We start from the raw sequence: 14,392 nt of genomic DNA on the forward strand, positions 1-14,392 counted from the left end.
TGTCGTTCAGACGGGGTTTTCAAAAAAGGGAATCGTACACAGACCGGTATTACCAGCCAGAGCATTTGCCTCTGAGCGAAAACGCGTGAACAGAACCAGATCATCTTTTTCCAGGCGATTCAAATTGACATCACCGCGGGCACGGTATTCACTCTCTCGACGCCAATCGCTTTTTTGACCTTGTGACTGATACCGCCAGAGGTCAACAGGATCGTTGACGTTCTCGTCATTGGTCATATAGCACACCGGCTCGAGGCCGAGTTGTTTTCCCGCAGTTTTCCTAATCCCGACACCGTAAGGCTCAAACGACATTTCCCGGTAACGCGACCGATAGCGCATCAAACCGGCGGCTTTGTCCGGGGGCAGATCGGAAAATCCAACGGTCGCAATACCGTTTCTCATGTGCCGTGAGGAGGCGATAATTCGCCCGGTGGTGACAATATGTCGCAGTGTTTCATATCCGGATCGAGGGTACGATTGGGAACGAACAACGGCATGCCAATAATCAGCCGAGTGCTCATCCGGCCAGGGACCATTATTGGCGCGTGTCCAATGTACATAATAGTCTCTTGTCATCTTCCTTGCCTCGTTGGTGAGTTGGGTCGGGTCGACAACATAGCCGATCGGTGCGGGTGAAACGGAGGCCTCACAGAGGAAACGCTCATCGACTGCTATCTCTTTTGCGCGGGCCTTTTCCAGCCGGTTCTTCATTGAGCCTTTGTCGCTGATAGCAATCGGAACAAGAAGATCGGCCGCCTCGACAACCAGAAGATCGCGAAGCTGCATGAGGGTTCGGTGGTCACCGCCGGTCCTGACCGGATGAACCGGGATGTATTGCGTTCGTTCGGTGTTCAGTCTGAAGTCATGGGCAACTTGAGCGCAAAAGCCATCCCAATCATCGGCACCGGGAATTAAGTAGAGTTGTAATGGAATACTCATTTCACTTGCGGCGGTAGTTATAAGATCCCAGCCCGCTACGCCGATTGAGCTTATCACGGTCAAACCGCATTTACGCACCCACTCCAGAGCGGCAACGGTTTGACGCACCCAGGTTGTTTTTCCGCAGGGGCGCATCGGTTGACGCGAGATCAACAACGCAACACGCTGCCCGTGACGAATATCTCCCGCTTGAGGTGACAGCATGCTTACAATATAGATAGTTTTACCCTCCCGTCAACCTCAGCAGTCATCTGAATCCGGCGATCGGTCAGTGATATTTTCCTTGAATTAACACCGTTTGCTATTGTAATTAGAACCATTATGAGAATCCATACCACCCTTGTTGTCTTTCTTGCGTTCGTGGCGACAGCATCGCTCACGGCGGCCACTCTGACGGTCGAACGCGGTTCCGACCTTCAGTCCGTTATCAACTATGCCCAGGACGGCGATACTCTGCTGCTCGGGACCAAGGTTTTCGAGGCTAAACCATCACCGTTGGTCGATTCCACCTGCGGCAATTGTCTCGATCCACGGACCGAGGTAATCGCTACGTATGGCTTTATCGTTGAGAATAAGTCGCTTGTACTGATAGGCAAAGATCGGGAGGGTACGGTTCTGGTCACCAACGCCGGTTACGGCCTGTTCATAAACAACTCCCCTACGACAGAAATCCGGAATCTGACTATCACCGGGGGTCTTCGCGATCACGACGGCAACGCCACCGACGGTGCGCTGGTAGTGCGGCGCTCGCAGGTTTGTATCCGCGAGGTCAACATCATTGACAACGACCATCGCCACGAGGATTCATCGGTAGTGGTGGGGATCGGCGGTATCGTGGGGCGCGAGGGGGCTAACTTGATGATCGATCATTGTCGTCTGGTCAATAATAGTTGGGATGGTCTCGCCCTTTATCGCGGCGCGACGGCGATTGTCACCGACTGCCTGATCAAGGATGGTCGCGGCGCCGGAATCGGCGTTACCTGGGATGCTACCTGTCTCGCCTATCGCAACGAGGTGACCGGTTATTGGAAAGGGATAGGTGCGTTCGGCACTTCCTGGGTCGCTGCCCGCAACAATCTCGTCCACGACAACCTTGGCTGGGGCATTATCGCTACCGGCCAGTCATATATGGATATTGCCAACAATGTCGTTCATCATAACGGCAACTGCGGTATCGCTCCCTGGTCGACCGAATGCCGCGGCCGTATCGTCAATAATATCGTTACCGACAACGGCTGGCGTAAAGAATGGGTCTGCCCCTGTGTCGGAGTATGGAATTATGGCGACTGGGCCAAATGGCAGTTCTCCAACAACATCGTTTTCGGCAACAAGGAGGGTGAATACCGCGATATCTGGGATCAAAAGGGTTTCAACGGCAACCTCGGTAATGATCCCATGTTTGCCGGAGAGAACGATTATCGCCTTCAACCCGGATCACCGGGCATCAATGCCGGTGACTCCACCATCTACAATCCCGACGGCACCCGCTCGCATATCGGTCTTTACGGCGGTCCTCAGGCCTGGCACGTGCCGGACATTGAGAATTGATTTTGTTTGAACGGCGCGTGATGATGGTGGGCGGCAGACGTCCTCGTCTGCCCCATATCTCGTCCGGTAGCCAACTCGTCCACGGGTGGGGAAACAAATATGTCAAGATTCCTTGGCAAGTCTCGGGGAGACCTGTCCTACAACTGAGGATTCATCCTACAGCACTATTGCCTTGACAATTTCCAGCCAATTAGACACTATTTACCGGTCGGTGAGTGGATTTAGCCTTTCATTGAGAGGCGCTGATCTGTTTCACCGCAATCGTCTTTGCCGGAGGAGTGGCTGAGTGGTCGAAAGCGGCGGTCTTGAAAACCGTTGTGCCGAAAGGTACCGTGGGTTCGAATCCTACCTCCTCCGCCATAATCAAGCCGATATTGTATGGCATAAGACGTGATTATTTCCCCGAATAATGCTAAGACAGGTTTGCCGCCGGTGATCGACAGGCGCACCCGGTTGCTTATTCTCGGGTCGCTCCCATCGGATGAGTCGATCCGAAAACAGGAATACTACGGCAATAAACAAAATCGTTTCTGGTATCTGATCGGAACGGCAATCGGTCGCGAAATTCATCATATCTCTTATGAGGTAAAAATCGAGACACTGCTAGAACGCGGTATCGGTTTGTGGGATATCTACGCTCGGGGGCAACGTCAGGGTTCCGCCGACAGCAGCATCAAAACTTCGACGCTGAACGATTTCACCGTTCTCAAGGACCGTTGTCCACAATTACAAGTGGTCTGTTTCAACGGCCTCAAAGCCGCCTCCCAACGAAAAACGATTGAAGAGATGGGATATCGAACGCTTACACTGCTCTCCTCGAGCAGCGCCAATGCCGGGCGTGACCGTCAACGCCTGCGACAATGGCGCAGTCTTGCCTTGTTTCTGCGCTGATCAGGATGGAACGGATGGGGGAGCCACCGATGCCGAGCGGCGACGGTTGTCGTATTGTAAAAGAACCTTTCGCAGGGTGAAAGCGAGGTCCTTGTTATGAAACGGCTTGGCGAAATATCCATCAGCGCCGGTTTCTATCGCTCGTCGCGGTGCGGCCTGTTTGGAGCAACCCGTGATCAGAATTACCGGCATCGGATTGTACTTGCGTTTCACCTCGATCAACAACTCGGTTCCCTGCATGCCGGGCAACATGATATCCGACACCACGACATCGACCATTTCCTCTTCCAGCAATTCCAGGGCGCTTTCGGCGTCTCCGGCGGTGAGAACCCGGTAACGTTCCAACTCGAGGAACTCTTTAAGCACTTCGACAATAACCGGTTCGTCGTCGACGACTAAAACCGTTCTCTTGCCGGTGGCGCGAGCCTTGGCCAGTTTGGCGTCGAGTGTCGCCGCCTGCACCGGAAGCAGGATGATGTCATTCACCCCCAGCTCGATATAATGACTGAGTGTTCCTTCATCGAACGATGTCCCGGCCATGATTACGGGGATGGGTTGATAGCGAGGATTACCCTTGATCCATTTGATGAAGTCCATGCCGCGCCGACCGAATTCGCCGGCATCGACAATGACCAGATCAATCTCGACTCGTCGATCCAGCTCCTTACGGGCCAGGCTGCAGTTCGGTGTTTGTAGAATAATGTGTCCAGCGGCGTCGAGCTTATCTCGCAAGTCGCACCAAACGCCGGTCGGTTCCGCTACCAAAAGGATCACCATGTAAGTCCGTCTCCGTGTGATATCCGTATCATGAGGTCAAACTATGTCTTATTGGAGTGTCGACATAAGCCGGATGTTGCTTTAGGGCAAGGGCTTTCAGAAATCATGGCCGATCCGGATAAAAAAAGCGCCGGCTTTAGAAGTCGACGCTTGAAAGGTTGCGATCGAAACACAGACGCTATTTTTCTGAAGTCATGATAAACAGCGGCTGCATTTCAAAGCTCTTATAATGCGGGCGAAGTCGCTCGGTGTTATAATGACGCTCGACATTGACGAACTTCTTCGAACTGGTTACGACTTCAATCGGGACATTGTCGTAACGACCGTTCTTGAGTACCACCAGTCGCCCGTGAACACCGGATAACAGCAGATCCAGAGCCAGGTTGCCGTAGGCCATTGGAACGATCGAGTCGATTGCGTCCGGATCACCGCCGCGCACCAGATATCCCAGTTTCTGAGTGATGAGATTGACCGGTCGGCCACAGTTATACTTGGGTGACAATTCCTTGATTTCAGCGGATACCAAATCTCCGATACCGCCCAATTTTTTATGACCGTAGGCATCGGTAGTCTGATCCTGGAAAATCATCTCCGAGCCCTCGAAGATGGCGCCTTCGCTAACCAGCACCACCGAATACTTGCTCGGATTGTTGCGTCGATCGGCACAGAGCAGGTCGGTCAGGAGTCCAATGTCGAACTTGTATTCCGGAATTACACAGCGGTTGGCGGCGCCGGCCATGGTCGGCAACATTGCCGTGAAACCGGCATAACGGCCGAAAACTTCCAACACCAGAATCCGCTCATGAGAACCGGCCGAGGTACGCAGGCTGTGGGTCATCTGGATCGTACGTGTCACGCAGGTGGAAAAGCCGATGCAATAATCGGTGCCGGGGACATCGTTGTCCATGGTTTTCGGTATTGCCACCACCTTGACACCTTCCCGGAAAAGATGAACACCGTAACTGAGCGTATCATCGCCGCCGATAGGGATTAAATAGTCGATACCGAGAAAATCCAGATTCTTGATCACCTCGGGGGTCATGTCGTTTAACTCATCCGTGTATTTGTCCTTGAGATGATCCGGAATCCGTGATTTCGGTACATGGCCGGGATGGGTCCGCGATGAATGCAGAAAAGTCCCGCCGGTTCGACCGGCTTTATTGACGATTTCCTCGGTCAGCACCTGGATGCAATGGCTGTTGTCGGCCTTTTTATCTCGAACAATATCGATCGTGCCGGCCCAACCACGACGAATCCCAATTACCTGGTATCCCTCGCGCAGTGCTCTGATCGTCACCGCCCGAATAGCAGGATTCAAACCGGGGACATCACCACCGCCGGTTAAAATCCCGATCACACCTTTTGTCTTCTTGACGTTAGCCACTTAGGCACCTCCGTAGGTCTTATCTAATCGGATCATTCAACGATCCGGATTGTCCTTATACTCCTTACAGGAACGATTTTACCGGTTGCGAGGTTTCATCGCGGGTCGGTCTATTTGAGGCATTCGTTCGACTCGAAGTATCGGTCAACCGATACGGTTCCTGAAGGCCAGACTCTTAAGATAATTAATCCGTTACGGCAGGTCAAAGGAAACCGTGCAATAGAAATGAAACGTAAATACCATGCCTTTGGGTTTGTTGAAAAGCCATACGCCCGCACCGAAGTTCCGGACACAACGGTAATACAGTCGACACAAAGCCACTTGTTATGCGGCGTTGGAGTCCTTAACCGCACAACACTCCCGCAAGCTAACTTATTGTTTTATAATGGATTGCGGCGAGATATCTCTATCTGCCGGGATGGTTTCCATCATAACTCTTCAATTGCTACGACAGGTATTAAAAATCCCAGCTATAGGTTATACCGAACGAGGGCAGTCGACCGAACCAGTATTGAGGTTTCATAACAAGATAACACTCGTGGTTGGCGCACTCCATATCGGTGTAATAACAGCGCAAGTTGTCCCGGTCAAAAACGTTTATCAGCTCGGCAAAAGCGGTCAGTCGCCCTCGGGAGAGATTGAAATGACGATTCACGCGAATGTCGATCCGCTGGTAATAATCAACGCGGCTGTCCCAATACTGGGGTTGAGTTCGATAAGCATACGGCCGTCCGTACTGATCGGTCTGTACGATCAGGCTGCGACTGGAGTATGGCCAGCCGGTATGATAGGCAAAGGCGAGATTGATTTGCCAGCGACCGGTCGGACGGTAAGCCAGGTCAAGATGAAGAGTGTGTTCCTGATCCTGTAACGACGGCACTGTTTGACCGTAGTCCTGGATTGATCCATTGTAATTCACCTGTTCGATATCATCCTCAGCCCGTGCGTAGGCATAACTGAGCCACCAGGCCAGTTTACCGCCGTTGTCCCTGCTGAAAAACAACTCAACACCGCGTGCCCGAGCCGCGGATCTGGTCACGTAGACTCTGTCCCATTCTGCTTCCGGAAACATGTGAAGATTCTCGTACAGGTTCCGGAATTCAGAGCGTGGATTGTGATAGCGTTTATAGTATGCCTCGAATCGCAGCATGTATCCCGGCCGTGGTTCCCATTGACAACCGGCGACAAAATGTTCGGCTCGTTCATCGGGAGAATACAGGGTGTCGCCATCGGGTACTTCCAGATCACTCACTTCCTGACTCTGGTAAAAATAACCCCAGCCAAGTCTCAGGCTCGTATTACTGGACAACTCGTAACTGACATTAGCTCTCGGTGATAAGTGTTCTCCGCCGGTGTGAGTAGCATGGTCGTACCTTCCACCTAGTTCCAGGGTCAGTGCTTCCTTAAAGCGCCGGCGACCGGTTAAATAAGCAGCATACCGACGTCCCGAACGCTCAAGAAAGACATGGGTTGTATCAATAAAAGCCCCACGATTGTAAAGCCTTTCTTCGAGGTAATCGAAATCAGCGCCTAGATAATGATACTCACCTCCCCAGCTCAGGAGAATTTTATCGGAGAGGTCCCATTGCCAGTCGGAACGGGCAGCCGCCATGTGGCAGTCTTCGGCATCCCTGATTCGATACAACGCATAGCCGTAACTTTCATTGTACCCCTGCCCGTGTCGTTCATGGTCGAAATATCCCGCTCCCACCAGATTGAAAACGCTGATTCTTTTCCCGAGCTGTGAGTGTAACGTAGCCCAGAGATAACTGTTGTTCCAGTCCGCGAACAAGCTGTCGGCATCATTATCGGTATAAAAATACTCCAACCTGTCTCCGGCATGGAGGGCATGGACACTCAGGATATGATTTCCGCTGATTTGATAGCGAGTTTTAGCGAATAGGTCATAGTAGACCGGGCTGATATCATCATCCTCACCCGCAAGCTGCAGAGCCAGATCGAAATACCCGCGCCGCGCTGCGACCAGCCATTCTCCCCGACCGTCGGCATAGAATCCATCGGCTAGTAACCGAGCATTAAATAAACTCAATCCCGCCGTATACCTGGGGTCATCATGGCGGGGACGTCGGGAATCAATGGTCAACACGCCGCTCATTGCATCACCATAGTTCGCTCCGAAGCCGCCCGTCATTATCTCGACATCATCCACCGCTCCGATGTCGATAATACTCAATGCCCCGCCGTCGACATCTTTCAGGTGAAAAGGCTCGTAAAGACGAAGTCCGTCCAGGGTGACCAGCACTTCATCGTAATTGCCACCTCGGACCTTAAAACGAGTTGAATACTCACCACTCGAAATTCCCGGAAGTCGCTTAATCGCTCGATAAAGGTCCTCACCGAAGTGTGGTATGGTCTCGATATGATCCCGAGTCATGCCGGTGCTGGTAGTCGGTGTCTGCTCCATGATGCCGTATGTTCCGGGAGCAACGGTGATATTTGACAGCTTAATCGGTTTTCGGTTCAGGCGACAGGTAATCCGGAGCGTATCTCCACTCAATAGAACGAGGCTGTCGACTATTGCTGTCTCGTAACCGACCTGACTTATTTGGAGTCGATATATTCCCGGAGTTAATTTACGGAGGATAAAGCGGCCGTTGTCATCCGCTATCGTACCGCTATAGTGATCGACCAAGGCTACCGACGCCCCACTCAACGGCTCATTGTCGAGTGAATCACTGACCTGTCCGGTAATCACACCGCCTTGTGAAGATGGTTTTCCCTGAACCGGGGACACACACCAGACGAGGATGATCAGAATCCACAACGGCCAAACTTCAAGCCTGCGAGGGTAGCGAGACAAATATCCTCCTTAGGCGGTATTGGTATATCAGTGACGCATGCGGATCGGTTTAGTTCAATAAACTTCAAGAAATGCAAAAGAGATCGGCAAAACAAGCAGTCCCGAGCGAGAGCCGAGATTTTTTCAATAGTCAGTTTCTTTTTTTCTGCTATCTTCGAAAGATAATGGCGCTAGGTATCAAGAAAGTCTCGGTTTTTACGGTCACTCTATCTTCTATGACCGTATGGGTGGGTTTTTATGCCTGGCGGATCATGTTCAACAACTTCGCCGTAGATACCTTTGAGGCCACCGCCACCGATGTCGGCATCATTCAGGCCGCTCGCGAAATTCCCGGTTTACTCGCCTTCGGTGTCGGAGCGCTGGCGTTATATCTGACTGAATCGCGTATTGTCGGTCTGTCGATCGTGACAGTCGGTCTGGGGCTGTTGTTGTGCGGGCTGGCTCCCTCGCTGGTCATGTTGGGAGTGGCGACAGTGCTGATGTCGTTAGGTTTTCATTATTTCGAGCCAACCAACTCATCGCAACTGCTCATACTCGCGCGTAGCGAAGAATTGGGGCGGGCGCAGGGGAAATTAGCTTCATTCGAGTCAATGGCCGGACTGATCGGGGCGTGCCTGATTCTGTTGTTGACGTTGTTTCTTGATTACCGCGTGACGTTCTATCTGATTGGCGGCGCTGTGGCATTGGTGGGTCTTTATCTTGTCCTGGCGCTGCCGGCCAACCGAGCCGACAGCGAAAAGCGCAAGATGCACCTGAAAAAGAAATACTGGCTTTATTATACCCTGTCGTTTCTGCGCGGCTGTCGACGGCATATCTTCACCACTTTCGCCATTTTCCTGTTGGTCAAAAACCACGGTCTGGATATAACGGCGATTTCGATGCTTATGCTCGCCAACAACGTGATTACCGTATTTACCAATCGCTGGATTGGAAGTTTGAGTGATCGACTCGGAGAACGAATCGTTTTGGTGAGTTGCTCTTTCCTGCTGGTGTTTATCTTTCTTGGTTATGCCTGGGTGTCTTTTTTGCCGATTCTGATTTCGTTCTATCTGGTCGACAACATGTTGTTCGGATCATCGATTGCGATCAAATCATATCTGCGTAAAATTTCCACCCCGGAGGATTTGACCGGTTGTCTTTCGTTCGGCTCGACCGCCAATCATATCACCGCCGTGATTATACCGGTGGTCGGCGGTATGGCCTGGAATGCTTTCGGCCACCAGGTCACTTTCGTGGCCGGAGCGACGATCGTGTTCATTGATATGCTATTTGCCCTGCGTGTTCCGAAGAACGGCACACCCGAAACGGTAAAAACTCAGTAGGTGCGGAGACTGTCGGCCTTTGCATCTATTGTCTTCTGTTTACTCTCCGGGATCATCCGTCGGAATTGCCGGTTCCTCTTCCTGTTCCTGAGGACGAGGTGTCTCCAATTTACGCGACAGCGGCGTGAATAAAAACAAAGCCAGCAACAATCCCGGCACAAATACCGGCAGATAAAGCAGGATAATGGGGATATAAACACTTGGCTCGGTCGGCATCGGTTTAGCGGGGTGTCCATGCATCACCCAGCCTCCTTGTCCGTCCGGCTCCCAATGGTCCTCACCCTCGAACCAGCCGTAAGACGGTCCATAGGTGACTTGTAGTGCAGCCGAAATGATGAAGTAAAGGGCTACACAGGCCAGCAGCAGATAGATTTGTTTCTTCATGACGAAAAACTAAGGTTCTTCTTCGAGGAAGTCAACAAACCACATTATTGTTGAAATCGCTCTCATTTCAAGCCATATCAAGAGCATTAACGTTGAAATCAACAGGAGCATCCGACCATGTCCAATGAAGACAAACTCACGGCGGCCCCTTCGCTGATCGGCGCCAAGGTCTATCTTCGTCCGGCCACCCCGACCGACCTCGAAAACATGTGGCTCTGGAGAGCGTTGAGTGAACCGCAATCAATGTCCAGCCATCCACTTATACTCAGAACCGCGGCTGAATTCATGGAAGGATTCAAGGCGCGCAACATTACCGATGCAGAGCAGAGATTCGCGATTTGCCGTAAGAAAGATAAAATGCCGGTCGGTATAGTGCGGTTTTTCGGATTCAACTCACTCAATCGCTCAGCCGAACTGGGATTGATTGTCGACCCGGATGAACGCAAAAACGGCTATGGCTCCGAAGCGATCATGATCCTGACCGATTATCTTTTCGACTATCGCGGTCTTTACAAGGTTCATGCGCAGACCGCGGCATTCAATAAAGGGACGGTGGCATTATTGGAATCACTCGGTTTCCACCGCGATGGGATTCTTCGCTCCCATTATTTCTTCAACAAGGAATTCCACGACGGTTATATCTATTCGCTGCTTCTATCCGACCGTGAGTGGTAGATTCAAAGCATCCTTGACCGAGGCACTGGCACCGTAGGGAAGTCATACGCACGGCTATTCAGTAAGACACGATCGTAATCCGGGCGACACAGGGCCGCCCGCTATGCGGGATTAGGATTCCTTATCGCGTAGCGGCGTGGCTTGTCTTAGATTTGTCAACAATCCCCGCGGCAAGTGCATCTTTGGACCTGCCGGGATCCATCCGCTCAGATATGCCGTCCGATCATCACTCCAACATACAGCCCGGCGAAACCGAGACCGTTCTGAGCAATCACATGTCCGGCGGCATACATCCATTGAGCCGCACGGACCAGTTCCGAAGTCTCAAGAATGATAGCGGAAAAAGTGGTGAAAGCGCCCATGAAGCCGACCATGACCAAAAGCCGCATCTCTGCCGATCCGGGCCAGCGTTGCTCGAACAATGTCCAGGCGAGACCGGCCAGAAAACAGCCGGTGAGATTGACAACAATCGTTCCCCAGCGAGCCGGAATCCCGTCGAGGCGAACCACCATCTCAGCCAGAATGAAGCGGGCAACGGTACCGGCAGCGCCGGCCAGGGCCAGGTAGATCAGTTTCTGGGTCATGGTTGTCATATCGTGTCGCTCTCTTTTCGTTCCTGAACCTGACGCATACCGGACCGGTACCGATATCGCTGCTGAAAATGGTCCGAGTCATTTTATGGCAAGCCAAAAGCAGGCTCAACAAAACAACCCGGCAAAGACCGGGCTGCTTTATTTGGTAGCGGTACGGGGAATCGAACCCCGGTTTGATGGCTGAGAACCACCCGTCCTAGTCCACTAGACGATACCGCCGTAGACTTTTCGCGCCTCCTGTCCGAGGCGTGGCTGAATATACATATTATCTCCTGCTTGTCAAGAGGACATATACGGTCCAAAATCGGCAGCGGAGACAAGCCCCGTCGTTTCGCGTTGATGAGCCCTAATCCAACTTAACGGGCAGCCTGATGTTGCTCGCAGCGCTGTTGCTGAGATCGCGCCTGGAATCGTTTGGTGAGTTGAGTGAGGTTTTTACCTTTTCCCGGAACGGTTTCTTTCGCATATAACAGGCAGCGAACAACAACCCTTTCAGGAGGCCTCTATGTCCGTAAAATCGAGCGCAAGCTTCCTTAAATCCAAAGAAGTCAAATTCAAGGACCTTGATTATACCGTCGATTATCGTCCGAGCGGCGTCGGCAGCAGCGATGATATCGATCCCTGCTGCGGCATTATCGGTCAACAGCGAGCCATCAACGCCATCCAAACCGGTCTGACCGTCAAGTCTCCCGGATACAACGTATTCGTCACCGGTCTGGCCGGCACCGGTCGGTCAACGACGATCAAACATCTCCTCGAACAACTCGACCACGCCGCACCGGAGCTTTACGATGTTTGTTACGTCAACAATTTCAAGAATGAAGACAATCCCCGGGTGCTGATGTTCAAGGCGGGCGACGGCCGCCGTTTCCGTAAGGATATGGAGTATCTGATCAACTCTATCCGTAAAGCGGTTCCGAAAATTTTCATCAGCGATGATTACAAAGAGAAGCACGGCCGGATCGTGCGCGAGTTCGAGAATCGTCAGAAGAAACTCATTCGCGCCTTCGAGGAAAAGCTCAATGCCGCCGGTTTTGTCATGGTTCAGGTGCAGGCGGGCATGACTGTCCGGAACGAAATTCAGCCGTTGATCGACGGTGAACCGGCCTCGATCGATAAACTGGAGCATCTGGCCAACGACGGTAAATTCCCGCTCTCCCGCCTCGATGAACTGCGGCGGCAATGGGACAGCCTCAGGCGCGAGTTCGACAGCACCAGCCTGGAATCACGCAAACTCTCGGGTAAAGCGGAAGCTGCCCTGGAGAAACTGGATGACTCGATCATCACGCCGTTCATTGCCGATAAGGTCGGTCTTCTGCGCAAGCGCTATCCTGATCAGAAAATCCAGGATTACCTCGATGAAGTCCAGGACGCGTTGACCTCGGACATCGATCGATTCAACGAGGCACGACCGCGGCGAGGTGAAGAAGAACCGCCGCCGTTCCGAAAGCGGGAGCCGTTCGAGGAGTTTCAGGTCAACCTGATTCTCGATAATGCCGAAACCACTCACGTTCCGATTGTTGTCGAAAAATCACCGTCGTATAAAAACCTGTTCGGCTCGCTGGAACGTGTCGTCGACCGCTTCGGCTATTGGCGCACCGATTTTACGCGGATTTTCTCCGGATCGTTACTGGTGGCTTCGGGCGGATTTCTCGTGATCAACGCCATGGATCTTCTCACCGAACCGAATATGTGGATCCACCTGAAACGGGCTCTGCGCAATCAGGAAATTGAAATCGCCGGGTACGATCCGTTTTACATGATGGCCGGCTCCGGGATCAAACCGGAACCGATTCCCCTCGATGTCAAGGTGGTGATGATCGGCGAACCCGAGATCTATCATTTGCTCTGGCGCATGGATGAGGATTTCAAAAAAATCTTCAAGATCAAGGCCGAGTTCGACAGCTCGATGAAATTCGACAAGCACAGCTCCGAGGATTATTTCCAGTTCGTAGGGAAACTCGTGCGCAACGAACATCTTCTTCCGTTCGAGTTGTCGGGGATGCAGGCGGTGGTCGAATACGGCCGACGCCTGACCGGTCGCCGTGATCGTCTCTCGACCCGCTTCACCGCCCTTTCCGATATCATTCGCGAGGCTTCCTTCTCAGCTTCGCGTCGCCGCCATAAAATGGTCTCACGAGATGATGTCCGTCAGGCAATTCAGGAAAAACGCTCACGAGTGAACCTGGTCGAGGATAAAATCCAGGAAATGTATGATCAGGAAACGCTCATGGTGTCCACCACGGGAGCCACGGTCGGGCAAATCAACGGTCTTTCGGTTTACAATCTCGGTGAATATGCTTTCGGTCGACCTACTCGCATCACCGTGGCTACCTCGCTGGGGAAAGCCGGCGTGATCAATATCGAGCGCGAGGCCGAACTTTCCGGGCCGATTCACAACAAGGGTGTTCTCATTCTTGGCGGCTTCATGCGCCAGACGTTCGCTCAGGACAAACCGCTGGTGATGTCGGCATCGATCTCGTTCGAGCAATCATACTCGGGCGTCGACGGCGACTCTGCGTCTTCGACTGAAATCTACGCTATTCTCTCATCGTTGTCCGAGATACCGATTCGCCAGGACATCGCCGTGACCGGCTCGGTCAACCAGAAAGGCGAAATTCAACCGATCGGCGGTGTCAACGAGAAGATCGAGGGCTTCTACGATGTCTGCGTTGCCCGCAAACTAACCGGCAAACAGGGCGTGATGATTCCGCATCAAAACGTCAACGACCTGTTGCTTCGCCCGGATGTCATCGATGCGATCAAGGCGGGTAAGTTCCACATTTACTCCGTAAAAACGATTGACGAGGGGATCGAGATTCTCACCGGCATCAAATCGGGTAAACGACTCGCAAGCGGATGTTTCAGCAAGGGCTCGGTTCTCGCGGCCGTAGACGACAAGTTGGTAGAGATGGCCTACGTTACGCAGAATTTCGGACGAGATAATAACGATACGTCGTTGAACTCATCGAAGAAGTAATGAAGCCGTCGTAGTGGATGTGTGCGATTAATTGTTGACGCAGGTTAATTTTAAATCTTTTTTTGAAGTAGATTCTGT

The 14,392-nt window shown here is 52.3% G+C and carries 11 protein-coding genes and 2 tRNA genes; 6 read left to right on the forward strand and 7 right to left on the reverse strand.

The genetic code is table 11. The features are described 5' to 3' along the window. Positions 1–6: 6 nt before the first annotated feature. Positions 7–1,143, reverse strand: coding sequence for a hypothetical protein (locus PLF13_02270; GenBank protein ID HOP06098.1), 1,137 nt, complete (start codon positions 1,141–1,143; stop codon positions 7–9). A 117-nt stretch (positions 1,144–1,260) separates the two neighbouring features. On the opposite strand from PLF13_02270, the gene PLF13_02275 reads away from it, so the two are divergent. The 3 genes from PLF13_02275 (at position 1,261) to PLF13_02285 (ending at position 3,378) form a co-directional block, all read left to right on the forward strand. After that, positions 1,261–2,487, forward strand: a complete 1,227-nt coding sequence (locus tag PLF13_02275) for a right-handed parallel beta-helix repeat-containing protein (GenBank protein HOP06099.1) — start codon at positions 1,261–1,263, stop codon at positions 2,485–2,487. 272 nt (positions 2,488–2,759) lie between these two features. Then, positions 2,760–2,847: transfer RNA gene (locus PLF13_02280), tRNA-Ser, on the forward strand. 72 nt (positions 2,848–2,919) lie between these two features. Then, a complete protein-coding gene (locus tag PLF13_02285; GenBank protein ID HOP06100.1) occupies positions 2,920–3,378 on the forward strand; it encodes a DNA-deoxyinosine glycosylase in 459 nt (152 codons plus the stop codon). Here PLF13_02285 and PLF13_02290 read toward each other — a convergent pair whose 3' ends face one another. The 3 genes from PLF13_02290 to PLF13_02300 all read right to left on the reverse strand — a co-directional run bounded on the left by PLF13_02290 (position 3,379) and on the right by PLF13_02300 (position 8,360). Continuing rightward, complete coding sequence (locus PLF13_02290; protein HOP06101.1) at positions 3,379–4,155, reverse strand: response regulator; 777 nt, start codon at positions 4,153–4,155, stop codon at positions 3,379–3,381. It abuts the gene before it with no gap. Positions 4,156–4,333: 178 nt separating this feature from the next. Beyond that, on the reverse strand, positions 4,334–5,539 hold the full coding sequence (locus PLF13_02295; GenBank protein ID HOP06102.1) for a 6-phosphofructokinase: 1,206 nt from the start codon (positions 5,537–5,539) through the stop codon (positions 4,334–4,336). Positions 5,540–5,996: 457 nt separating this feature from the next. Continuing rightward, the gene (locus tag PLF13_02300; GenBank protein HOP06103.1) at positions 5,997–8,360 is read right to left on the reverse strand and encodes a TonB-dependent receptor; all 2,364 of its coding nucleotides are present in this window, start codon (positions 8,358–8,360) and stop codon (positions 5,997–5,999) included. Between the two features lie 164 nt (positions 8,361–8,524). On the opposite strand from PLF13_02300, the gene PLF13_02305 reads away from it, so the two are divergent. Continuing rightward, entirely contained in the window at positions 8,525–9,682 is a 1,158-nt protein-coding gene (locus PLF13_02305) for an MFS transporter (protein HOP06104.1), read from the forward strand. A 39-nt stretch (positions 9,683–9,721) separates the two neighbouring features. Here the strand turns inward: PLF13_02305 and PLF13_02310 are convergent, their stop codons facing one another. Continuing rightward, entirely contained in the window at positions 9,722–10,066 is a 345-nt protein-coding gene (locus tag PLF13_02310; protein ID HOP06105.1) for a hypothetical protein, read from the reverse strand. Between the two features lie 117 nt (positions 10,067–10,183). On the opposite strand from PLF13_02310, the gene PLF13_02315 reads away from it, so the two are divergent. Further along, positions 10,184–10,741 carry a GNAT family protein gene (locus tag PLF13_02315; protein HOP06106.1) on the forward strand — a complete coding sequence of 186 codons (558 nt, stop codon included), beginning with the start codon at positions 10,184–10,186 and terminating at the stop codon, positions 10,739–10,741. A gap of 206 nt (positions 10,742–10,947) precedes the next feature. Here PLF13_02315 and PLF13_02320 read toward each other — a convergent pair whose 3' ends face one another. Continuing rightward, positions 10,948–11,325 carry a CrcB family protein gene (locus PLF13_02320; GenBank protein ID HOP06107.1) on the reverse strand — a complete coding sequence of 126 codons (378 nt, stop codon included), beginning with the start codon at positions 11,323–11,325 and terminating at the stop codon, positions 10,948–10,950. Between the two features lie 152 nt (positions 11,326–11,477). Then, a tRNA-Glu gene (locus PLF13_02325) sits at positions 11,478–11,553 on the reverse strand. Positions 11,554–11,839: 286 nt separating this feature from the next. Between PLF13_02325 and PLF13_02330 the strand changes: the two genes are divergently transcribed. Beyond that, on the forward strand, positions 11,840–14,314 hold the full coding sequence (locus PLF13_02330) for an ATP-binding protein (GenBank protein HOP06108.1): 2,475 nt from the start codon (positions 11,840–11,842) through the stop codon (positions 14,312–14,314). The last annotated feature ends 78 nt before the right edge of the window (positions 14,315–14,392 follow it).

This window comes from Candidatus Zixiibacteriota bacterium, assembly GCA_035380245.1.
GTDB lineage: Bacteria > Zixibacteria > MSB-5A5 > GN15 > FEB-12 > DAOSXA01.

Bases quoted from the DNA above. Each gene is read 5' to 3' on its own strand.
- PLF13_02320 (HOP06107.1), bottom strand. From the start codon at position 11,325: ATGACCCAGAAACTGATCTACCTGGCCCTGGCCGGCGCTGCCGGTACC.
- PLF13_02315 (HOP06106.1), top strand. From the start codon at position 10,184: ATGTCCAATGAAGACAAACTCACGGCGGCCCCTTCGCTGATCGGCGCC.
- PLF13_02270 (HOP06098.1), bottom strand. From the start codon at position 1,143: ATGCTGTCACCTCAAGCGGGAGATATTCGTCACGGGCAGCGTGTTGCG.
- PLF13_02310 (HOP06105.1), bottom strand. From the start codon at position 10,066: ATGAAGAAACAAATCTATCTGCTGCTGGCCTGTGTAGCCCTTTACTTC.
- PLF13_02275 (HOP06099.1), top strand. From the start codon at position 1,261: ATGAGAATCCATACCACCCTTGTTGTCTTTCTTGCGTTCGTGGCGACA.
- PLF13_02305 (HOP06104.1), top strand. From the start codon at position 8,525: ATGGCGCTAGGTATCAAGAAAGTCTCGGTTTTTACGGTCACTCTATCT.
- PLF13_02290 (HOP06101.1), bottom strand. From the start codon at position 4,155: ATGGTGATCCTTTTGGTAGCGGAACCGACCGGCGTTTGGTGCGACTTG.
- PLF13_02330 (HOP06108.1), top strand. From the start codon at position 11,840: ATGTCCGTAAAATCGAGCGCAAGCTTCCTTAAATCCAAAGAAGTCAAA.